General features: G+C 63.3%; 25 protein-coding genes. 17 read left to right on the top strand and 8 right to left on the bottom strand.

Going from position 1 to position 21,786, the window contains the following annotated elements:
* Positions 1–86 precede the first annotated feature (86 nt).
* From ccmA to BLX42_RS23250, 15 genes are all read left to right on the top strand, one after another.
* On the top strand, positions 87–719 hold the full coding sequence (ccmA, locus tag BLX42_RS23320) for a cytochrome c biogenesis heme-transporting ATPase CcmA (RefSeq protein ID WP_046785334.1): 633 nt from the start codon (positions 87–89) through the stop codon (positions 717–719).
* Complete coding sequence (gene ccmB / locus BLX42_RS23315) at positions 707–1,384, top strand: heme exporter protein CcmB (protein ID WP_371316859.1); 678 nt, start codon at positions 707–709, stop codon at positions 1,382–1,384. The genes ccmA and ccmB overlap by 13 nt, the downstream gene beginning before the upstream one ends.
* A 46-nt stretch (positions 1,385–1,430) precedes the next feature.
* Entirely contained in the window at positions 1,431–2,195 is a 765-nt protein-coding gene (locus BLX42_RS23310; RefSeq protein WP_046785333.1) for a heme ABC transporter permease, read from the top strand.
* Positions 2,195–2,371, top strand: coding sequence for a heme exporter protein CcmD (gene ccmD / locus BLX42_RS23305; RefSeq protein WP_039601249.1), 177 nt, complete (start codon positions 2,195–2,197; stop codon positions 2,369–2,371). The genes BLX42_RS23310 and ccmD overlap by 1 nt, the downstream gene beginning before the upstream one ends.
* Positions 2,368–2,823, top strand: a complete 456-nt coding sequence (gene ccmE, locus BLX42_RS23300; RefSeq protein ID WP_039601248.1) for a cytochrome c maturation protein CcmE — start codon at positions 2,368–2,370, stop codon at positions 2,821–2,823. Before ccmD ends, ccmE begins: the two co-directional genes overlap by 4 nt.
* An 11-nt stretch (positions 2,824–2,834) precedes the next feature.
* Positions 2,835–4,808: a heme lyase CcmF/NrfE family subunit gene (locus BLX42_RS23295; protein ID WP_177010805.1), complete on the top strand. Its 1,974-nt coding sequence runs from the start codon at positions 2,835–2,837 to the stop codon at positions 4,806–4,808.
* The gene (locus tag BLX42_RS23290; RefSeq protein WP_012315479.1) at positions 4,805–5,341 is read left to right on the top strand and encodes a DsbE family thiol:disulfide interchange protein; all 537 of its coding nucleotides are present in this window, start codon (positions 4,805–4,807) and stop codon (positions 5,339–5,341) included. Before BLX42_RS23295 ends, BLX42_RS23290 begins: the two co-directional genes overlap by 4 nt.
* A complete protein-coding gene (locus BLX42_RS23285; RefSeq protein ID WP_161872769.1) occupies positions 5,338–5,814 on the top strand; it encodes a cytochrome c-type biogenesis protein in 477 nt (158 codons plus the stop codon). The genes BLX42_RS23290 and BLX42_RS23285 overlap by 4 nt, the downstream gene beginning before the upstream one ends.
* A complete protein-coding gene (gene ccmI, locus BLX42_RS23280) occupies positions 5,807–6,997 on the top strand; it encodes a c-type cytochrome biogenesis protein CcmI (protein ID WP_161872768.1) in 1,191 nt (396 codons plus the stop codon). Before BLX42_RS23285 ends, ccmI begins: the two co-directional genes overlap by 8 nt.
* Positions 6,998–7,009: 12 nt before the next feature.
* Complete coding sequence (locus BLX42_RS23275) at positions 7,010–7,429, top strand: hypothetical protein (RefSeq protein WP_161872767.1); 420 nt, start codon at positions 7,010–7,012, stop codon at positions 7,427–7,429.
* Between the two features lie 115 nt (positions 7,430–7,544).
* Entirely contained in the window at positions 7,545–8,483 is a 939-nt protein-coding gene (locus tag BLX42_RS23270; RefSeq protein WP_161872766.1) for a 2-hydroxyacid dehydrogenase, read from the top strand.
* 51 nt (positions 8,484–8,534) lie between these two features.
* Entirely contained in the window at positions 8,535–9,323 is a 789-nt protein-coding gene (locus BLX42_RS23265) for a PhzF family phenazine biosynthesis protein (protein WP_161872765.1), read from the top strand.
* Positions 9,324–9,499: 176 nt separating this feature from the next.
* Positions 9,500–9,907, top strand: coding sequence for a GFA family protein (locus BLX42_RS23260; protein WP_119687530.1), 408 nt, complete (start codon positions 9,500–9,502; stop codon positions 9,905–9,907).
* Between the two features lie 72 nt (positions 9,908–9,979).
* Positions 9,980–10,318 (top strand): FKBP-type peptidyl-prolyl cis-trans isomerase, encoded by a 339-nt coding sequence (locus tag BLX42_RS23255; RefSeq protein WP_046785325.1) that lies wholly within the window; start codon positions 9,980–9,982, stop codon positions 10,316–10,318.
* A 211-nt stretch (positions 10,319–10,529) separates the two neighbouring features.
* On the top strand, positions 10,530–11,192 hold the full coding sequence (locus BLX42_RS23250; RefSeq protein WP_161872764.1) for a histidine phosphatase family protein: 663 nt from the start codon (positions 10,530–10,532) through the stop codon (positions 11,190–11,192).
* 122 nt (positions 11,193–11,314) lie between these two features.
* Here the strand turns inward: BLX42_RS23250 and BLX42_RS23245 are convergent, their stop codons facing one another.
* The 3 genes from BLX42_RS23245 to BLX42_RS23235 all read right to left on the bottom strand — a co-directional run bounded on the left by BLX42_RS23245 (position 11,315) and on the right by BLX42_RS23235 (position 14,480).
* Positions 11,315–12,043, bottom strand: coding sequence for an aspartate/glutamate racemase family protein (locus BLX42_RS23245; protein WP_119687529.1), 729 nt, complete (start codon positions 12,041–12,043; stop codon positions 11,315–11,317).
* A 16-nt stretch (positions 12,044–12,059) separates the two neighbouring features.
* A complete protein-coding gene (locus tag BLX42_RS23240) occupies positions 12,060–13,592 on the bottom strand; it encodes an NCS1 family nucleobase:cation symporter-1 (protein ID WP_161872763.1) in 1,533 nt (510 codons plus the stop codon).
* Positions 13,593–14,042: 450 nt separating this feature from the next.
* Positions 14,043–14,480, bottom strand: coding sequence for an Lrp/AsnC family transcriptional regulator (locus BLX42_RS23235; protein ID WP_039603292.1), 438 nt, complete (start codon positions 14,478–14,480; stop codon positions 14,043–14,045).
* A 133-nt stretch (positions 14,481–14,613) separates the two neighbouring features.
* On the opposite strand from BLX42_RS23235, the gene BLX42_RS23230 reads away from it, so the two are divergent.
* On the top strand, positions 14,614–15,510 hold the full coding sequence (locus BLX42_RS23230) for a DMT family transporter (protein WP_161872762.1): 897 nt from the start codon (positions 14,614–14,616) through the stop codon (positions 15,508–15,510).
* Between the two features lie 98 nt (positions 15,511–15,608).
* A complete protein-coding gene (locus BLX42_RS23225; RefSeq protein ID WP_161872761.1) occupies positions 15,609–16,544 on the top strand; it encodes a class I SAM-dependent methyltransferase in 936 nt (311 codons plus the stop codon).
* A 57-nt stretch (positions 16,545–16,601) separates the two neighbouring features.
* Here the strand turns inward: BLX42_RS23225 and BLX42_RS23220 are convergent, their stop codons facing one another.
* The 5 genes from BLX42_RS23220 to BLX42_RS23200 all read right to left on the bottom strand — a co-directional run.
* Positions 16,602–17,600, bottom strand: a complete 999-nt coding sequence (locus tag BLX42_RS23220) for a sulfate ABC transporter substrate-binding protein (RefSeq protein WP_161872760.1) — start codon at positions 17,598–17,600, stop codon at positions 16,602–16,604.
* A gap of 88 nt (positions 17,601–17,688) precedes the next feature.
* Positions 17,689–18,513, bottom strand: a complete 825-nt coding sequence (locus tag BLX42_RS23215; protein ID WP_161872759.1) for an ion transporter — start codon at positions 18,511–18,513, stop codon at positions 17,689–17,691.
* 45 nt (positions 18,514–18,558) lie between these two features.
* On the bottom strand, positions 18,559–19,428 hold the full coding sequence (locus tag BLX42_RS23210; protein WP_115274204.1) for an urea transporter: 870 nt from the start codon (positions 19,426–19,428) through the stop codon (positions 18,559–18,561).
* A 191-nt stretch (positions 19,429–19,619) separates the two neighbouring features.
* A complete protein-coding gene (pyk, locus tag BLX42_RS23205; protein ID WP_161872758.1) occupies positions 19,620–21,035 on the bottom strand; it encodes a pyruvate kinase in 1,416 nt (471 codons plus the stop codon).
* Positions 21,032–21,786: glycerate kinase (locus tag BLX42_RS23200; protein ID WP_161872757.1), on the bottom strand; the 755-nt coding region annotated here is incomplete at its 5' end. The genes BLX42_RS23200 and pyk, both read right to left, overlap by 4 nt.

Genomic DNA, 21,786 nt, shown 5'->3' with positions numbered 1-21,786 from the left:
CATGTAATAATGCCGGCCGTCCGCCACTGCCAGTATAACGGCAGCCAGGGGGGCGACTTGAGCCGTAAACTGGATAAGGCGAAACCGTGACCCTTCACCTCCAAGCCGTGGGCCTGGCCTGCGAGCGCGACTGGCGCCTGCTGTTCGAGCACCTGGATTTCGAGCTGCGGCCAGGCGACATGCTGCAGATCAGCGGCCCCAACGGCAGCGGCAAGACCAGCCTGCTGCGCCTGTTGGCCGGGCTGATGCAGCCGACTGCCGGGCAGATCCTGCTGGGCGGCAAGCCGTTGGCCGAACAACGCCATGCGCTGGCCAGCATCCTGCTGTGGATCGGCCATGCTGCCGGTATCAAGGACTTGCTCAGCGCTGAAGAAAACCTGGCCTGGCTGTGTGCCTTGCACCAGCCTGCCACAGCCGAAGCGATCTGGGCTGCTCTGGAAGCGGTCGGCTTGCGCGGTTTCGAAGATGTTCCCTGCCATACCCTGTCTGCCGGGCAGCAGCGCCGTGTAGCGCTTGCCCGGCTGTACTTGCACAGCCCGCCGTTGTGGATCCTCGATGAACCCTTCACCGCGCTGGACAAGCAAGGGGTCGCGCAGTTGGAGGCCCATCTGGCACGCCATTGCGAGCGCGGCGGCACGGTGGTGCTGACCACCCACCACACGCTTGACCAAAAGCCCTCCGGCTATCGCGAACTGAACCTGGGGCAATGGGCGGCATGAGCGTATTCATTCTGTTATTGCGCCGTGAAGCGCGCCTGTTGTTCCGCCGCCCGGCGGAACTGGCCAACCCTTTGGTGTTCTTCGCTATCGTGGTGGCGCTGTTCCCGCTGGCGGTTGGGCCGGAAAGTCAATTGTTGCAAACCTTGTCGCCCGGTTTGGTCTGGGTGGCGGCCCTGCTGGCAGTGCTGCTGTCGCTCGATGGCCTGTTTCGCAGCGATTTCGAAGACGGCTCGCTGGAACAGTGGGTGCTGTCGCCGCACCCTCTGGCAGTGCTGGTGCTGGCCAAGGTGCTGGCGCACTGGATCTTTTCCGGGCTGGCGCTGGTATTGTTGGCGCCACTGCTGGCACTGATGCTGGGGCTGCCAAGCCATTGCCTGCCGGTGCTGCTGGGCTCGCTGTTGCTGGGTACGCCAGTGCTGAGCCTGCTGGGTGCGGTAGGTGCGGCGCTGACGGTTGGCCTCAAGCGCGGTGGGTTGCTGCTGGCATTGCTGATTCTGCCGTTGTATATCCCTGTATTGATCCTGGGCAGTGGTGCGTTGCAGGCGGCGTTGCAAAATATGCCGGCGACCGGCCATCTGCTCTGGCTGGCCAGCCTTACGGCCCTGGCGGTGACACTGGCACCCTTTGCGATAGCGGCCGGCCTGAAGATCAGCGTCGGTGAATAACGAGTCCCGGGCTCTCAAGCCCGGCTAATACCCTGGATGTACCCTGATGAAAATTAGCTGGACGTGGTTCCACAAGCTTGGCTCCCCAAAATGGTTCTATGCCATCAGCGGCCGCATGCTGCCGTGGCTGACCGTATCGGCCATCCTGCTGCTGGTGACGGGGGTGATCTGGGGCCTGGCCTTTGCCCCCCAGGACTACCAGCAGGGCAACAGCTTCCGCATCATCTATATCCACGTGCCGGCGGCCATGCTTGCACAATCGTGCTACGTGCTGCTGGCGGTGGCTGGCGTGGTGGGGCTGGTGTGGAAGATGAAGCTGGCGGATGTGGCCCTGCAGTGCGCAGCGCCCATCGGCGCCTGGATGACTGCCGTGGCGCTGGTGACCGGGGCCATCTGGGGCAAGCCGACCTGGGGCAGCTGGTGGGTCTGGGATGCGCGGCTCACGTCGATGCTGATTCTGCTGTTCCTGTACTTCGGCATCATCGCCCTGGGCCAGGCAATCAGTAACCGTGACAGCGCGGCCAAGGCCTGTGCCGTGCTGGCCATCGTTGGGGTTATCAATATCCCGATCATCAAGTATTCGGTGGAGTGGTGGAACACCCTGCACCAGGGCGCCACCTTCACCCTGACCGAAAAACCGGCCATGCCCGCCGAGATGTGGCTGCCGCTGCTGTGCACGGCGCTGGGCTTCTACTGCTTCTTCGGCGCCGTGCTGTTGCTGCGCATGCGCCTTGAAGTACTCAAGCGCGAAGCGCGGGCCAGTTGGGTCAGGGAAGAAGTATTGAACAGCCTGGGCCGGAGGGCCGTGTGATGAGCTTTTCTTCATTCGGCGATTTCCTCGCCATGGGCCACCATGGCCTGTATGTCTGGTCGGCCTACGCCATCTGCATGGCAGTGCTGGCGGTCAATGTCGCCGCGCCGTTGCTGGCCCGCCGTCGCTATCTGCAAGATGAGGCGCGCCGTCTGCGCCGGGAGAACAACCAGTGAATCCGCAGCGCAAGAAACGCCTGTTACTGATACTCGGCCTGCTGGTCGGGGTGGCGGTTGCCGTCGGCTTTGCCCTGAGCGCCCTGCAACAGAACATCAACCTGTTCTACACACCGACGCAGATCGCCAATGGCGAGGCGCCGCTGGACACCCGCATCCGCGCAGGCGGCATGGTCGAGAAGGGCTCGCTGCAGCGCTCGGGCGACTCCCTTGATGTGCGTTTCGTGGTCACCGACTTCAACAAGTCGGTGCCAATCACCTACCGCGGCATCCTCCCCGACCTGTTCCGCGAAGGGCAGGGCATCGTCGCCCTGGGCAAGCTCAATGCCGAGGGTGTGGTGGTGGCCGATGAAGTGCTGGCCAAACACGATGAGAAATACATGCCGCCAGAAGTCACCAAGGCCCTGAAGGAAAGCGGCCAGGCCGCCAGTGGCGCGGAGGCCAAACCATGAATGCGGCGTTGGTGATCCCTGAACTGGGCCAATTGGCGATGATCCTGGCGATCTGTTTCGCCGTTGTGCAGGCGACCGTGCCGTTGCTCGGCGCCTGGCGCGGCGACAGCCTGTGGATGAGCCTGGCACGTCCGGCGGCCTGGGGCCAATTTGCCTTCCTGGCCTTTGCTTTCGTTTGCCTGACCCACGCCTTCATGACCGACAACTTCTCGGTTGCGTACGTGGCCAGCAACTCCAACAGCGCCTTGCCCTGGTACTACAAGTTCAGTGCCGTGTGGGGCGCGCACGAAGGCTCGTTGCTGCTGTGGGCGCTGATTCTCGGTGGCTGGACTTTCGCCGTGTCGGTGTTCTCGCGCCAGTTGCCGCAAGTGATGCTGGCGCGGGTGCTGGCGGTGATGGGCATGATCAGTGTGGGCTTCCTGAGCTTTTTGATCATCACCTCCAACCCGTTCCAGCGTTTGCTGCCGCAAGTGCCGACCGATGGCCGTGACCTCAACCCGCTGCTGCAGGACTTTGGCCTGATCGTTCACCCGCCGATGCTGTACATGGGCTATGTGGGCTTTTCGGTGGCCTTCGCCTTCGCCATCGCCGCGCTGCTGGGGGGGCGCCTGGATGCTGCGTGGGCGCGCTGGTCGCGGCCCTGGACCATCATTGCCTGGGCGTTTCTCGGCGTGGGCATCACCTTGGGCTCCTGGTGGGCCTATTACGAACTGGGCTGGGGCGGCTGGTGGTTCTGGGACCCGGTGGAAAACGCTTCTTTCATGCCTTGGCTGGTGGGCACGGCACTGATCCACTCGCTGGCGGTGACGGAAAAACGCGGCGTGTTCAAGAGCTGGACCGTGCTGCTGGCGATTGCCGCGTTCTCGCTGAGCCTGCTGGGGACGTTCCTGGTGCGTTCCGGCGTGCTGACCTCGGTGCATGCGTTCGCCTCCGACCCTTCACGTGGCGTGTTCATCCTGATCTTCCTGCTGTTCGTGGTCGGTGGTTCGCTGACCCTGTTCGCCCTGCGTGCCCCAGTGGTCAAAAGCCAGGTGGGCTTTGCCCTGTGGTCGCGCGAGACGCTGCTGCTGGCCAACAACCTGGTGCTGGTGGTGGCGGCTTCGATGATCCTGCTCGGCACCCTCTACCCGTTGGTGCTCGATGCCCTGACCGGGGCCAAGCTGTCGGTGGGCCCGCCGTACTTCGATGCCTTGTTCCTGCCGCTGATGGCACTGCTGATGGTGGTGCTCGGCATCGGTGTGGTGGTGCGCTGGAAGGACACCCCAGGCAAGTGGTTGGCGAGCATGATGACGCCGGTACTGATCGCGAGCGCAGTGCTGGCGCCAGTGGCCGGGTTCATCGTCGACGACTTCGACTGGCCGACCCTTACCGCTTTTGCCCTGGCAGCCTGGGTAGTGCTCAGCGGGTTGCGCGACATTTTCGACAAGACCCGCCACAAGGGCCTGGCCAAAGGCGTGCGTGGCCTGACGCGCAGCTACTGGGGCATGCAGCTGGCGCACTTGGGGCTTGCGGTGTGCGCCCTTGGCGTGGTGCTGTCGAGCAACAACAGTGCCGAGCGTGACCTGCGCCTGGCCCCGGGTGAAAGCGTGGAGCTGGGTGGTTATCAGTTCCTGTTCCAGGGCGCCAAGCACTTCGAAGGGCCGAACTTCATTTCCGACAAGGGCACCGTCGTCGTCAGCCGCGATGGCCGTGAAGTGACCACGCTGCACCCAGAGAAGCGGCTCTATACCGTGCAGCAGTCGATGATGACCGAGGCCGGCATCGATGCCGGTTTCACCCGCGACCTGTACGTTGCCTTGGGCGAGCCGCTGGACAACGGCGCCTGGGCCGTGCGCGTGCATATCAAGCCTTACGTCCGCTGGATCTGGCTGGGCGGTCTTTTGACCGGCCTGGGCGGTTTGCTGGCGGCCCTCGACCGGCGCTACCGCGTCAAGGTCAAGACCCGGGTGCGTGATGTCCTGGGCGTGTCTGGAGCAGCTGCATGAAGCGTTGGATCATGGTGGTGCCACTGGCGGTATTCCTGCTGTTGGCCGTTTTCCTCTACAAGGGCCTGTTCCTCAAGCCCGACGAGCTGCCCTCGGCAATGATCGGCAAGCCGTTCCCGGCGTTTTCCCTGGCCTCGACCCAGGGCGATCGCACCCTGACCCAGGCCGACCTGCAAGGCCGCCCGGCGCTGGTCAACGTATGGGCCACCTGGTGCCCGTCGTGCAAGGTCGAGCACCCTTACCTCAACCAGCTTGCCGGGCAGGGCGTGGTGATCTACGGCATCAACTACAAGGACGACAATGCTGCCGCCCTGAAGTGGCTGGCCGAGTTCCACAACCCGTACCAGCTGGATATTCGCGACGAGCAGGGCAGCCTGGGCCTGGACCTGGGCGTCTATGGCGCGCCGGAAACCTTCCTGATCGACGCCAAGGGCATCATCCGCTACAAGCATGTGGGCGTCGTCGATGCCACCGTGTGGCGCGAGCAACTGGCACCGCTGTATCAGGGCCTGGTCGACGAGGCCAAGCCATGAGGCGCTGGCTTGCGGCCGTTGTACTGGGTTTGAGTGTTGCCGGCATGGCCAGGGCGGCCATCGATACGTACCAGTTCCGCGACGACGCCGAGCGTGAGCGTTATCAGCAACTGACCAAGGAACTGCGCTGCCCCAAGTGCCAGAACCAGGACATCGCCGACTCCAACGCACCGATTGCCGCCGACCTGCGCCGCGAGATCTTCCGCATGCTGGGCGAAGGCAAGAGCAATCAGCAGATCGTCGACTTCATGGTCGACCGCTATGGCGACTTCGTGCGCTACAAGCCTGCCCTCACTGGGCGTACCTGGCTGCTCTGGTTCGGCCCGGGCATTCTGCTGGTCGGTGGCTTTGCGGTGCTGGCGGTGATTGTCCGCCGCCGCCGTGTGCCGGCTACCCAAGGCTCGCACGAGTTGTCTCTCGAAGAACGCGAGCGTCTCGCCAAACTGCTGGATAAAGAACAGAACCATGACTGAATTCTGGCTTGGTGCGGGCCTGCTGCTGCTCGCCGCCCTCGGCTTTCTGCTGATCCCGACCCTGCGTGGCCGTCGCCAGCAGCAGGAAGAAGACCGTACTGCGCTGAACGTGGCGCTGTATCAGGAACGTGTCGCCGAACTGGCTGCCCAACAGGCCGCCGGTGTGCTGGATGACGCGCAACTGGCCAGCGGCCGCGATGAGGCCGCCCGTGAACTGCTGGCCGATACCGAAGGCGCCGAAGCGCCGCGCCAGGGGCACTTGGGCAAGGTGCTGCCACTGCTGGCCGCAGTACTGGTGCCGGTGGTGGCGCTTGATCTGTATCTGCACTTTGGTGCTGCGGACAAAGTGGAGCTGACTCAGGAGTTCGCTGCTGCGCCCAAGACGATGGAAGAAATGACCACGCGCCTTGAGCGCGCCGTCCAGGCTCAGCCGGATTCGGCCGAAGGCCTGTATTTCCTGGGCCGCGCCTACATGGCCGAACAGCGCCCGGCAGATGCGGCCAAGGCCTACGAGCGCGCCGTGGCCCTGGCCGGTCGCCAGCCCGAATTGCTCGGCCAATGGGCCCAGGCCCTGTATTTCGCTGCCAACAAGCAGTGGAGCGCACAGGTGCAGGCGCTGACCGACGAGGCGCTCAAGGCCGACCCGAACGAAGTGACCAGCCTTGGCCTGCGCGGCATTGCGGCCTTTGAGGGCGAGCGCTACCAGGAAGCCATCGACTACTGGAACCGCCTGCTGGCGCAGTTGCCTGAAGGCGATGCCTCGCGGGCGGCCTTGCAAGGCGGCATCGACCGTGCGGCAGAGCGCCTGGGTGGCAATACCGGCAAGCCCGAGACCCCGGTGGCGGCACGCCTGAAGGTGCGGGTAGAGCTGGCCCCGGCGCTCAAGGACAAGGTCAAGCCCGACGACACTGTGTTCATCTTCGCCCGGGCTACCAACGGCCCGCCCATGCCGCTGGCGGCCAAACGGGTGACCGTTGCCCAATTGCCGCTGGAGGTAGAATTGTCTGACGCCGATGCGATGATGCCGCAGATGAAACTGTCCGACTTCGCCGAAGTCCAACTGGTTGCAAGGGTATCGCGCGCCGGCCAGCCCACCCATGGTGAGTGGATCGGCCAGGGCGCACCGCTGCCCAGCAAGACCCAGGCCACCCAGCTCCTGACCATCGACAGCCCCGACCCGTAAGAGAACCCTGCCATGCGAAACGCCGTCCGCCTGACCCTGATCACCCTGGCCCTGGGTTTGTCTGCGTGTACGGTGCGTGAGCCGTACGAACAGCCGGCGCCACCGATCGAAACGGTGCCGCCGCACAAGGGGCCGGTGGTCAAGCCACTGCCTGGTGGCCAACCGGCCACGCAGCCGAGCAAACCGGCAGCGACCCCCAAACCGATGCCGCGGACCTCCGCAAGCTTTGCACCGCCGCCGGGGGGCGCCAGCCATTGGGATCCGAAACTGGGTGTTTATGTATTGGAGAGGAAGCCCAATACGTTCTATCGGCAGCGCACCTACTACCGTTATGACAATGGCTGGAGCTGGTCTTTGAGCCCGGATGGCCCGTGGCAGGAGACCGACAGCAGTGGTGTACCCGGTGGGCTGGGCCGGGCGTTCGCTCAGTAATGGTTTTGCCGTTTTCGGCCAACCGATACAGTACAGTTGACCCGCGATTTACAGATTGACTGTACCGCCCGCCGACTCCGCATAATGCCCCTTCGAATTTGAGTCGGAGGGGTGCATGAGCAAGACAGTCCTGGTGTTGGTGGAAACCGTCGATGATTACCTGCCCCTGCTCGAACAGGCCGGCTACCGGCTGATCCGTGCACCGTCCGCGCCACTGCGTGCCGACGCCATTCAGCGCCAGGGCGCTGAGATCGATGCGGTGCTTACCCGCGGCCCGCTGGGCCTGACCGCTGTGGAAATCCAAGCGTTGCCCAACTTGCAGATCATCTGCGTGATCGGCGCCGGTTACGAACACGTCGACCTGGCCGCCGCCGCTGCCCGTGGCATTACCGTCACCAATGGCGCGGGTGCCAATGCCGCCGCCGTGGCCGACCACACCCTGGCGATGCTGCTGGCCCTGCTGCGCGACATTCCCCGCGCCGATGCCGGTATCCGCCGCGGCGAGTGGCACCGGGTCATCAGCCCCTCGGTTAGTGGCAAGCGCCTCGGCATCCTCGGCCTGGGCGCAGTTGGCCTGGCTATCGCCAAACGTGCCAGCCTCGGCTTCGACATGAACATCAGCTACCACAGCCGCACACCGCGCCAGGGCGTGCCTTACACCTGGTACGACAGCCCGTTGCACCTGGCCGATGCCGTCGACATTCTGGTCGTGGCCACCCCGGGCGGTGCCAATACGCACCATCTGGTCGATGCTCGGGTGCTCGAGGCTTTGGGCCCCGAGGGCTATTTGGTGAACATCGCCCGTGCCAGCGTGGTGGATACCCAGGCCCTGGTCGGCGCGCTGCAGCGCGGGCAACTTGCGGGTGCAGCACTTGATGTGTTCGATGACGAACCGGCCGTGCCCGATGCCCTCAAGGCCCTCGGCAATACGGTGCTCACCCCGCATGTGGCCGGGCAATCCCCTGAAGCGGCGCGCGACACGGTGGCCTTGGTCCTGCGCAATCTACAGGCCTTCTTTGCCGGCGAACCGGTACTCACACCAGTCCGTCCGTAACCTTCGTTTTAGTTTCTGCCCGGCGCTGCCCGGGCCACAAGGAGTGTTCGCATGCAACTCGAGATCTTCCAGGTCGATGCCTTTTCCGCCGAGCCGTTCGGTGGCAACCCGGCAGCAGTGATCGCGCTTGAAAGCTGGCTGCCTGATGACGTGCTGCAGCGTATCGCCGAAGAGAACAACCTCTCCGAAACCGCCTATTTCGTGCGCAATGGCGAAACCTTCGACCTGCGCTGGTTCACCCCGGCGGTGGAGGTCGAGCTGTGTGGCCATGCCACTTTGGCGTCGGCCTATGTGCTGTTCGAGCAGTTGGGTGAGCAGGCAGAAGTGCTGCGCTTCAACACCCGCAGCGGTGAATTGCGGGTTAGCCGCGGGGCCGACGGCTTGCTGGCCATGGACTTCCCGGCCAAGCAGCCGCTGGCCGTCGAGGCGCCCGCCGGTTTGCTGAAGGCGCTGGGGTTGAGCGGGGCGAGTGCGGTGCATCAGTCCGACGACTATGTCGTGATGATCGATGACGCCTCGCTTTTGGACCCGCTGCAGCCTGACTTCGTCGCCTTGTCGGCCTTCGATGTGCGTGGCATCGCCGTGACCGCGCCCGGGCGCGGATACGATTTCGTCACGCGCTGGTTCGGCCCGCGAGTCGGTGTCAACGAAGACCCGGTCACAGGTTCTGCGCACACCTCGCTTGCGCCTTTGTGGGCGCAGCGGTTGGGCAAGAGCATCCTGACCTGCGAGCAGGGCGGCGCGCGCAAGGGCCAGCTGCACTGTCAGGTGCCAGGTAATGGCCGAGTGATCATCAGCGGGCGGGCGGCGTTGTACCTGCGCGGTACTGTCTACATCTAGACGTTTGTGTAGTCCACTGTGGAGCGGCCTTGTGTCGCGATGGGCTGCAAAGCAGCCCCCTGGTTCAATGATGATTGCGTAACTCGAGAGGCCGCGTTGCGGCCTGATCGCGACACAAGGCCGCTCCTACCTGGCATCTATAATTGCGGGCCCAATCCTCGCTAATGGAGCACCCCATGGTCATGGAGAAACAAGGCACCTGCCTGTGCGGCGCCACGAAGCTCACGGTCACCCTCGACAACACCCATATCAGTGCCTGCCATTGCAGCATGTGCCGCAAGTGGACCGGTGGGCCGTTGCTGGTCGTTCACTGCAGCCAGCCGCCGGTCATCGAAGGGCGTTCGCCCGGCGTCTACGATTCATCCGACTGGGCCCAGCGCGGCTTTTGCGGGCGCTGCGGCACTCACCTGTATTACCGGCTCAAGGCCAACGATTTCTACGCGGTGCCGGTGGGCCTGCTGGACGGCGATGAGGCTTGGGATTTCGACCTGCAGATATTCGTCGAGCAGAAACCTGCCTGGTACTGCTTTGCCAACCAAACCAAGGAATTGACTGGACAGCAAGCCTTCGAGCAGTTGGGTTGAGCCTGGCGGCTTGCCAAACCCGTGCATTCCTGAGAAAAGGGCGGCCTTGAATTTCAGCGTTGGAGCATGCCCATGAGCAGCGAACTGCAAATCACCGACCTCGTCGAAGGCGACGGCAAGGCCGCCGTCAAAGGCGCCCTGATCACCACCCAGTACACCGGCTGGCTGGCCGATGGCAGCGAGTTCGACTCGTCCTGGTCGCGCGGCAAGCCGTTCCAGTGCGTGATCGGCACGGGCCGCGTGATCAAGGGCTGGGACCTAGGCCTGATGGGCATGCGCGTGGGTGGCAAACGCACGCTGCAGGTGCCGGCGCACCTTGGCTATGGCGAACGTAGCGTGGGCGCGATCCCGCCGAATTCGGACCTGACGTTCGAGATCGAATTGCTCGAGGTGTTGACGCGGGATGACTGAGTGTCGGATGCGGCCGGCAGGCTTTAAATAATTCGGCAACATGTATGCCTTAACGTAAGTCTTGCCCAGGGAGGAACCAAACGCGTTGAGGGCACTCTGACCCCTACTCGTTGGCCAGGGATGGCATTCACTACAAGGATGCCTTGCGGCTTGAGCCTCAGGGCAATGTGGCGGGTCGACCCGAAACTGTCTGCCACAAGAGCCTGCCTACATGAAGTTGCCACCGTTTGTCCGCCGTAGTCGCTACCTGCTGCTGAGCCTCGCACTCGTCGCTGCGGCGGTGCCCTTGGCACTGGAAGTGGTCGAAAGCCGCGCTCAACCGGTCGACGGCACCCAGACCCTGGTGTTTCTGCGCCATGCCGAGAAACCCGGCGAAGGGTTGGGGCAGTTGAACTGTCAAGGCCTCAACCGTGCACTGGACTTGGCCACGCTGCTGCCCGAGCGCTTCGGCAACGCCGATTTCGTCTTCGCAGCCAACCCGACACGAGAGGTCGAGGAAGGCAGCAGTGACCAGAGCTACAGCTACATCCGGCCACTGATGACCATCACCCCGAGTGCGATACGTCTCGGCCTGCCGGTGAATATCGATTACGGTGCAAACGACACCGATGAGCTAGCCGATGAATTGCTCAGTGGCAAGTACCGCAACGCCACCGTCTACACTGCCTGGTCCCATGGTTACCTGCCGGAGCTGATCAATACTGTCGCCGGCAAGGCGCTGGGTGAGGACCGGGTGATCACCGAAGATTGGCAGGGCGATGACTTCGACACCCTGTATGTTCTGACCTTGACCTGGCGCGACGGCAAGGCCAGCCTGCTCAGCCGCAACATACGCCAGGGCCTGGATGGCGGTGCGCATAGCTGTCCGACCTGATCTGCTGTTACTGTCTTGGCAAGCAAGCCGACTCCCACTGGGTTGAGCTGAATTTGAGAGCAGCGGGGCAACCTGTGTGGGCCGGCTTGCCGGCGATAGGGCCGGCGAAGACCCCTGAGGCTTTACCGCCCGAACCGCATCGGCCAGCCCACCACTTTCTTCGCCCGCGGGGTGGCATAGGTCCGCACCTTGGACGTGCTCAGCCCCATCCGCACCAACGATTCGGCAATGGTCACCGCCGCGCTCACGCCATCGACCACCGGCACCCCGGTACGTTGGCGAATCTGCTCGTCCAGCCCGGCCATGCCGCCACAGCCAAGGCAGATCACCTCGGCCTTGTCTTCGCGCACCGCCCGTTCGGCCTGTTCGACGATGGCCTGTACCGCACGCTGCGGGTCTGCCTCCAGTTCCAGCACGGCCAGGCCACTGGCGCGCACCGAGGCGCAGCGGTCGTATAGCCCCGAAAGCTTCAGGCGGTCTTCGATAAGTGGCACGGTACGGTCCAGGGTGGTCACCACCGAGTAGGCGTGGCCCAGGTACATCGCAGTGCTGGCGGCGGCATCTGTGATGTCCACCACCGGCACGTTCAGCAGTTCCTGCAGACCTTCGCGGCCATGTTCGCCGTAGCCGGCCTGGATCACGGCATCGTACGGGCCCTCGTAGGCCAGCACGCGGTCCATCACGGCAATGGCGGCCAGGTAGCTCTCGAAATTGCCCTCCACCGACTCGGCACCGAACCATGGGGTCAGGCCTATGATCTGCGTGCCGGGCGACGCCACGCTGCGGGCCTGTTCGGCGATGGCCTCGGTGATGGCTTCGGTGGTGTTGACGTTGGCGATCAGAATACGCATGAACACTGCTCCTTGATCAGTGGCTGCTGTGGTCGACGGCGATGCATTCGCCGCTGACATCAGCGTAATGGCGGTTGCGCGGGGCGATCAGCAGGTACAGCGCAGCGGCGATGCCGGCACCGATCAGCCAGGAAAAAGGCGCGATGGCATGGAAGTTGGGCACCAGCGCCAGGACGATGGCCAGCAGCGCGGCCGGCAGGAACGCGGCGACCGCCCGCAGGTTGATGCCCTTGCTGTAGTGGTAGGCCCCGGCCGGGTGTTCGCTGTACAGCTCCGGCACGTTGATGCAGCCTTTGCGCAGCAGCCAGTAGTCGGCCATGATCACCCCGTACAGTGGGCCCAGCAGGGCGCCCAGGCCGGACAGGAAGTAGACGATCACCAGCGGGCTGTTGTAGAGGTTCCATGGCAGGATCAACACGGCGAGGGTGGCGCTGATCAACCCCGCGCGGCGAAAGTTCAGGTGCCGCGGCGCCAGGTTGCTCAGCACGAAGGCCGGGGCGACGAAGTTGGCCATGATGTTCACCGCAACGGTGACGATCAGGAAGGCCAGGCAACCGAGCACCAGGAAAGCGGTGTTGGGGATGCTGGCAACGATCTGGGTCGGGCTGTCGATGATCTGGCCATTGATCTGGAACTGTGCGCCGCACAGCACCACGGTGATGACCGCGAAGACCAGGATGTTCACCGGCAGGCCCCAGAAGTTGCCTACGCGGATGGTCTTGCGGCACGGCGAGGAACGGGCGAAGTCGCAGAAGTTGAGCACCAGGGTGCCGTAGATCGCCAGCCACAGCGCGCCGCCGGCGAATATGTTGCGCCACATCTCGTAACCGGTCAGCGGCTCGGCCACCGACCAGGCGATGCGCGCATCGGCCTTGAAGTACATGAACACCGCCAGGCTGGCCACGGTCAGCAGGATCACCGGGCCGGCGAATGCCTCGTAGCGGCGCACCATCTCCATGCCGTAGGCGAGGATCACCAGTTGCACCAGCCAGATCGCCACGAAGCACACCCAGCCCAGGCTCGACAGGCCGAGGATGCTGTCCTGGTCATAGCTGGCGAGTTGCGGCCACACGGCCGTGAGTAGCACGCGCAGCACTACAGAGGCCAGGTAGGTCTGGATGCCGAACCAGGCGATGGCAATCACTGCACGGATCAGCGCAGGGATCTGCGCGCCATGGATGCCGAAGGCGATGCGGCTGATCACCGGGAACGGCACGCCGGTCTTCTGCCCCATGTAGCCGGACAGGTTCATGAAGAAGTACACCAGCGCGGCGCCGATCGCCAATGACAAGAGTATCTGCCAGCCGCCCAGGCCCAGGGCGAACAAGCCCATGGCGAAAGAGTAGTTGGCAATGTTGTGCACATCGTTGGTCCACAGCGCGAAGATACTGTAGCGCCCCCAGCGGCGGCCCTCTATGCGCGTCGGGGCAAGGTCGCGGTTATGCAGGCGCGGGCTCAGTTCAAGTTGTGGCGCACTGCCGGTCAGGGAGGAAGCGGGGGTGGTGCTGGCGACGGATAGTTCAGGGGCAAGGTCGAGGCTGGTACTCATTCCGGCAGGCTCCTGATGCACGTGGACTGCGATGAGCGGGCATGCGCACGGGCTCGCCATCTCGTCAGTGCAGCGTTGGCATCACTGGGTTCTGGGCGCGGCGGCCGGTTTGGGGCGGCGTCGCGGGTTCTTGTGTATTTATGTTCTGTTTAACTTGTATACAAAACACGAACACACAAAAGCGAGTTCCATGCCACTCAAAAACCGTACTTCGAGTTGTCACTATCTCGAATCTATCTCTCTGAAAGCTAAGTTGATGAATTAAAGAAACTATAAATTGACCAATTGAACAGGTTTAATTTTTTGTTCGGATAATTAGTTGATCATTTGGTCAGATTAAGTTGCGCGAACTGTGTAACGTAATGGGGCATTGCTAGCACTTATGCACACAAAAATGGCACCTAAGGTGACATTTATGTGTACAGAGGTGGGTCAGGTTTTCCAGGCGCCTCAGTCCATCGGCGGCAAGCGCCGCTTTACCGGGCTCTTCTTGATGATCGCCGTGTTGGTGTCAGCTAGCACATTGATACGGTCAAGCAGGGCGTCGAGCTGTTCCATCGACCGCACATGCAGCCGGGCAATGAAGCAATCCTCGCCCGTTACCTTGTCGCACTCGGTGAACTCGGGAATCGCGACAATCTGCCGTTCCACCTCCTGCAACTGCCCCGGCAGCGGGCGAATGCGCACGATGGCCTGCAATTGGTAACCAAAGCTGCGCGCATCGACATCCACGGTGTAACCCCGCAGCACGCCGCGCTCCTCCAGACGGCGCAGGCGCTCGCTGACGCTGGGTGCAGAAAGGCCACTGATCTGCGCCAGTGCTTTCAGTGAGCGGCGGGAATCTTCCATCAGGGCATTGATCAGGAGTTGGTCGATGGCATCGGTCATATACGCCTCATTAGGTTAAGGAGAGATTTCCCCTTGATAGTAAAGGCGCACTGGCCATTTTGCCTTGGTTATCCGCTGGTAGGTTAATCGTCAGCCTCTGCATACTGTGGCCATCATCAATGGGAGGTGTGAGATGGACAGTTCGTTGCGCCGTGGCTCGCTGGAAATGGTCGCTGCCATGCTGATTTCCGGGACCATCGGCTGGTTCGTGCTGGTATCCGGGCAGCCGGTGCTGGACGTGGTGTTCTGGCGTTGCGTGTTCGGTACTGGCACGTTGCTGGTGATCTGCGCGGCGTTCGGGTTCCTCAAGCCCGGCGTGATCAGCCGCACGGCTTTGCTCTTGGCCATTGCCAGCGGCGTGGCCATCGTCGGCAACTGGGTGTTGCTGTTCGCTTCCTATTCGCGGGCGTCGATCGCCATCGGCACAGCGGTGTACAACGTCCAGCCGTTCCTGCTGGTGGGGCTGGCGGCAGTGTTTCTGGGCGAGAAGATCACTATGGCCAAGCTCACCTGGCTGAGCGTGGCGTTCCTTGGCATGCTGGCCATCGTCAGCGCCCATGGCGCAGGGCAGGGCAGCGGTGAAGAGTACTTGGTGGGCATTGCGCTGGCGCTGGGGGCGGCGTTTCTGTATGCCATTGCCGCATTGATCATCAAGCACCTGAGCGGCACGCCACCGCATCTGATTGCCTTGATCCAGGTAGCGACCGGCGTAATGCTGCTGGCGCCGTGGGTCAAGCTGGGCGGGTTGCCTGGCGAGCCTTCGGCGTTGGCCAGCCTGGTGACGTTGGGCATGGTGCACACGGGGCTGATGTACGTGCTGCTGTACAGTGCCATCCAGCGCCTGCCCACGGCGTTGACCGGTGCCCTTTCATTCATCTACCCGATTGCCGCGATCCTGGTCGACTGGGTGGCCTTCGGGCACCGCCTGGCGCCACTGCAGTGGCTCGGTGTGGCGCTGATCTTGCTGGCGGCGGCGGGCATGCAGCAAGGGTGGTGGTTCCGTTCGGCGCCGATCATTGCCAAAGGATAGTGAGGACGCTGAATGACCTATCGCCGAACAAGCCGGCGATAGGGCGCGCAGCGGCCTCGCGGGGTAGAATGCTCCCTTTTATCTGCTTGCGACCCGCCATGACTTCGCCGATCCACACCCTCGAACAGCATCTGCTCACCGCCCTCGACCCCGCCCCGCAGGAAACCCGCCGCCTGTTCCATGGTCGCGGCCGTTGCTGGCCGGGGCTGGAGCAGGTCACCGTCGACTGGCTGCAGGGCGTGCTGTCGGTAGCGTTGTTCCGTGAACCACCCGAGGGCCAGCTGGCAGAACTAGAGGCCATGCTGCGCAACCTCGCCGAGCACCCACAGTGGGCCGGCCAAGCGATCCTCATCCAGCACCGTTACCTGCCGGACAGCCCGGGCCTGTGGCTGTGGGGCGAGCCGTGCCAGCAGCGCGAGGTGGTCGAAGATGGCCTGACCTATCTGCTCGACCTGGGCGTGCGGCAGAACAACGGCCTGTTTCTCGACATGCGCTACGGCCGACGCTGGGTGCGTGAGCAGGCGGCGGGCAAGCGTGTGCTGAACCTGTTCGCCTACACCTGCGGCTTCTCGGTGGCAGCGATTGCCGGGGGCGCCGAGCAGGTGGTGAACCTGGACATGGCCAAGTCGGCGCTGTCCCGTGGCAGAGACAACCATCGCCTCAATGGCCACGATGCATCGCGGGTGGCGTACCTGGGGCATGAACTGTTCAAGTCGTGGGGCAAGGTGCGCAAGTACGGACCCTACGATTTGATCATCATCGACCCGCCAACCTTCCAGCGTGGCAGTTTCGTGCTGACCCAGGATTACGCGAAGATCTTGCGGCGCTTGCCAGAGTTGCTGACCGAGGGTGGGACTGTGCTGGCGTGCGTGAATGATCCGGCGATCGGGCCGGAGTTTCTGATCGAGGGCATGGCTGAGCAGGCCCCGGCGTTGGCTTTCGTCGAGCGTCTGGATAACCCGCCGGAGTTTCCGGATGCCGATCCGGCGGGGGGCTTGAAGGCCTTGGTATTCCGCAGTAAATCACCAGCCTGATGCTGGGGAACCTTCACTTGGGCGCAATGGTGGCGCACAAGTGAAGGTAGAACTCAATTACTGACCGGTATAGATCTGGTCGAACACCCCACCATCGTTGAAGTGGGTCTTCTGCACGGTGCGCCAGTCACCGAAGGTTTTCTCCACCGACAGGAAGTCGACCTTCGGGAAGCGGTCGGTGTACTTGGCCAGTACGGTTGCATCACGCGGACGCAGGTAGTTCTGTGCGGCGATTTCCTGGGCTGCCGGCGACCACAGGTACTTGAGGTATTCCTCGGCCACGGCCTGGGTACCCTTCTTCGCTACCACTTTGTCGACCACACTCACCGGTGGTTCGGCTTCGGCCGACACGCTCGGGTAGACCACTTCGAACTGGTCGCGGCCGAATTCGCGGGCGATCATTTCGGCTTCGTTCTCGAAGGTCACCAGCACATCGCCGATCTGGTTGGTCATGAAGGTCGTGGTCGCGGCGCGGCCACCGGTATCGAGTACCGGTGCCTGTTTGAACAGCTTGCCGACGAAGTCCTTGGCCTTGTTCTCGTCACCGCCCTGCTTGAGCACATAACCCCAGGCCGACAGGTAGGTATAGCGCCCGTTACCTGACGTCTTGGGGTTGGGCACGATGACCTGTACACCATCCTTGAGCAGGTCAGGCCAGTCTTTGAGTGCCTTGGGGTTGCCCTTGCGCACGATGAACACAGTGGCCGAGGTGAACGGGGCGCTGTTGTTGGGCAGGCGTGTAACCCAATTGTGCGGCACCAGCTTGCCGATATCGGCCAGCGCATTGATGTCGGTGGCCATGTTCATGGTGATGACGTCGGCCGGCAGGCCATCGATCACTGCACGTGCCTGTTTGCTCGAACCGCCGAAGGACATCTGCACGTTGACCTTCTCGTCGTGCTCGGCTTCCCAGTGTTTCTGGAACGCTGGGTTGTAATCCTTGTAGAAGTCGCGCATCACGTCGTAGGAAACGTTGAGCAGGGTCGGAGCGGCCTGAGCGAGGGTGCCGCACGCCAGGCCGGCGGCCAGCAGCGAAGCAGTGAAGAGTTTTTTCACGATGCGTCCTTGTTCCGGAGTGTTTGGTAACTTATGCGCGACTATAGCGTTTCGTTATTGAACGACTAAAGACCAAATGGCTCTTTGCTTATTCTGTTTTCGGGAACAGCAGGTTACCGCAGCGCGAGCAAAATGCAGCGCCGTGTTCATGGGCCTTTTTGCTGCACCTTGGGCAGTCGTGCTGCAACTGTTCGGCGCGCATGGCATTGGCCAGTTCGGCGGTGAAAATCCCTGTGGGCACGGCAATGATCGAATAACCGGTGATCATCACCAGTGAGGACAGCACCTGGCCCAGCGGTGTTTTCGGCACGATATCGCCAAAGCCCACGGTCGTGAGCGTGACAATGGCCCAGTAGATGCCTTTGGGGATGCTGGTAAAGCCGTGCTCGGGGCCCTCGATCACATACATCAAGGTGCCGAACACAGTAACCAGGGTCGACACGCTGAGCAGAAACACGATGATCTTCTGCTTGCTGCCACGCAGTGCCGCCATCAGGTAATTCGCTTGGTTCAGGTACTGGCCGAGCTTGAGCACACGGAAAATCCGCAGCATGCGGATCACCCGGATGATCAGCAGGTACTGCGCGTCGCTGTAGTACAGGGCGATGATCCCCGGCACGATAGCCAGCAGGTCGACCAGGCCGTAGAAGCTGAAGGCGTAGCGCATGGGCTTGGGCGAGCAGTAAAGGCGAGTGATGTACTCGGCCAGGAAGATCGCGGTGAAGCCCCATTCGATACCGGCCAGCAGGCCTGCGTAGTTCTGGTGAATCTCGTCGATGCTGTCGAGGATCACCGTGACCAGGCTGGCCAGGATGATCAGCAGGAGGGTCTTGTCGAAGCGCCGGCCGGCGACGGTGTGGGTCTGGAATACGATGACGTAGAGCCGTTCGCGCAGGCTCGCAGGGTTGTTCATGGGCTCGTTCCACAAAAGCGATGGGCTGAGCCTAGGGGTTGCGTTTCAGCTGTGCAAGCGCCTGGCATTGCGCTGCCTGGGCTGGGCCAGGTGGCTGCCCAAGTGCATCAGCCAGCAGGCGGCGACGAACGGGGCGGTCAGGCCGGGCACCGGTAGCAGCTTGAACAGCGGTTGCAGCAGTAGAGCCAGGGCAATCGCCAGCAGGGTCACCCAAGGCTTTTCACCCTGCCTGCTGAAGGCCAGCGCCGCCAGTGCCGCGTTGAAGCCGTACAGACCCAGCCAGGCAGATTGCGCTTCGGCAAACAAGGCTACGCTGCCACCGATGGCCGAGCCGATCACCGCCCACATCGCGGCATAGGGGTTGGCGATGAACATGCCTAAGATGATCAGCAACCCGGCCAATGGCTGGTCGAGCAGGAAAATCTGGCCTACGCCCCGCGCCAGAGCATACAGCGGGTCGGCTTCGACGAAGCCGCTGGGTGAGGGGCTGGCGAGCAGCAGTGTGCCCCAACCCAGCAGCACGAAAGGGGCGGTGTAGGCGATCAGCAGTTTGCCCCCGCGCTTGCGCCACTGGTGGGTAATGATGCTGGACAGCCCACCGGCAGCGATGATCAGCGGCGGCATGATTGCCGACCAGGGCAGTACCGCGCAGATCAGGATGCCGATCAGCACGCCGTTATAGCAGTAAAGCCCGGCCTGGCGGTCGGCGCGGTCATAGCCGCGGCGCTGTGCGGTGAGCAGGCCGGCGAGGGCGCCGAGCAGGGCGCCGCCGACCAGGTCGGGGGCGGTCAGCAGGATGGCCAGCAGGCAGCACAGGCCGCACAGGGGGCTGCGCAGCAGCAGTACCTGGCTGAAGCCGTTGAGTAGCGCCGTGGCCCAGTCGGGGCACGGGTTGACAAAATTTTTGGTGTACATGGGCAGTCGGTAAGGTTGATGGAAGAGCGGTGGGCCTCTTTGGGCCTCGGTTTTCCGCGTGTCTGTTGTTGGGGTGCAAGGGGAGGGCTTTGCCCTCCTTTCGCGACGCAAGGCCGCTCCTACAGGGTTTCGCGTTCGCCGGTAGGAGCGGCCTTGTGTCGCGAAAGGGGCGCAAAGCGCCCCCGGCAATCTCAGACCAAGGTCTCGATCCGCAGGCTGTTGGTCGAGCCTGGCTTGCCGAACGGCACACCGGCAGTGATCAGCAATGTGTCACCACGGCTGGCCATGCCTTGGGCCTGGGCAATTTCCAGTGCGGTGGAGACCACCTCATCTACCTGGCGCAAACGGTCATTGACCACCGAGTGCACGCCCCAGGTCACGCTCAAGCGGCGGGCAGTGACCAGGTTCGGCGTCAGGTTGAGGATCGGTGCCCGTGGCCGCTCGCGTGCGGCGCGCAGGGTCGAAGCCCCCGACTCGCTGTAGTTGACCAGCACCGCCACCGGCAGGATGCCGCTGATCCGGCGGATCGCGCAGCTGATGGCGTCCGACACGGTGGCTTCAGCTTTGGGCCGGCCAACGTCGAGCTGGGCCTGGTAATCCGGGCCGTTCTCCACCTGGCGGATGATCTTGCTCATCATCTGCACGGCTTCCAGTGGGTAGTCACCCGAGGCGGTCTCGGCCGACAGCATCACCGCATCGGCACCTTCGGCCACGGCATTGGCGACGTCGGTGACTTCGGCGCGGGTCGGGGCTGGCGAGAAACGCATGGATTCGAGCATCTGCGTGGCCACCACCACCGGTTTACCCAGCTGGCGGCAGGTGCCGATGATGCTTTTCTGGATCTGCGGCACGCTCTCGGCCGGCACTTCCACACCCAGGTCGCCACGCGCCACCATGATTGCATCGGACAGTTCGGCAATCGCCTGCAGCTGCTCCACGGCCGACGGCTTTTCGATCTTGGCCATCAGGTAGGCACGGTCGCCGATCAGCTGGCGGGCCTCAAGGATGTCTTCGGGGCGTTGCACGAACGACAGCGCCACCCAGTCCACGCCCAGTTCCAGGCCGAAGGCCAGGTCGCGGCGGTCCTTTTCGGTGAGCGGGGAGAGGTCAAGCACCGCTTGCGGCACGTTGACACCCTTGCGGTCGGACAGCTCGCCACCGGCCAGCACTTCGGTGTCGATGGCATCGTTGTGCTTGGCGGTCACCCGCAGGCGCAGCTTACCGTCGTCCAGCAGCAGGTCCATGCCGGGCTCCAGCGCGGCGATGATCTCCGGGTGCGGCAGGTTGACCCGGCGGCTGTCACCCGGGGCCTTGTCCAGGTCCAGGCGCAGCGCCTGGCCGCGTTGCAGCTGCACCTTGCCTTCGGCAAAGCGGCCAACGCGCAGCTTGGGGCCCTGCAAGTCCATGAGGATGCCGAGCGGGTAGTTCAGTTGCTGCTCGACCTCGCGGATCCACTGGTAGCGCAGGGCGTGGTCGGCGTGTTCGCCATGGCTGAAGTTGAGGCGGAAGATGTTCACCCCGGCTTCTACCAGCTGGCGGATATCGTCGATGCCATTGATCGCAGGGCCGAGGGTGGCGAGGATTTTGACTTTTTTATCAGGCGTCATGATTGTGCAGTCTCAAGGATCAGGATGGCGCGGAAGTCGTTGACGTTGGTGCGGGTCGGCTCAGTGACGATCAGCGCATCGAGTGCGGCGAAATAGCCGTAGCCGTTGTTGTTGTCCAGCTCGTCACTGGCCGACAGGCCCAGGGCCTCGGCGCGGGCGAAGCTGGCTGGCGTCATGACGGCGCCGGCGTTTTCTTCCGAGCCGTCGATGCCGTCGGTATCACCAGCCAGGGCGTACACGCCCGGCAGGCCCTTGAGGCTTTCGGTGAGGCTGAGCAAAAACTCCGCATTGCGCCCGCCACGGCCATTGCCGCGTACGGTGACGGTGGTTTCGCCGCCAGAAAGGATTACGCAAGGTGCTTTGAGCGGCTGCCCGTGCTGGACGATCTGCCGGGTGATACCGGCATGCACCTTGGCCACTTCGCGCGATTCACCTTCCAGGTCGCCGAGGATCAGCGGGCTGAAGCCGGCCTGGCGGGCTTGCACTGCAGCGGCTTCAAGCGATTGCTGGGGCTTGGCGATCAGCTGGAAGTGGCTGCGGGCCAGGGCCGGGTCATCGGCCTTGACGGTTTCCGAGGCGGGGTTGTTGAGCCAGTCGATGACGGCCTTGGGCGCTTCGATGTTGTAGCGCTTGAGGATCGCCAGGGCGTCGGCCGAGGTGCTCGGGTCGGCCACGGTAGGGCCGGAGGCGATGACCGTAGCCAGGTCGCCGGGCACATCGGAAATGGCATAGGTGTAGACAGTGGCGGGCC

The sequence above is a fragment of the Pseudomonas sp. SG-MS2 genome (genome assembly GCF_009933855.1).
Lineage (GTDB): Bacteria > Pseudomonadota > Gammaproteobacteria > Pseudomonadales > Pseudomonadaceae > Aquipseudomonas > Aquipseudomonas putida_E.
The sequence above is the reverse complement of the archived record's forward strand: the minus strand, read 5'-3'. Positions and strand labels throughout refer to the sequence as shown.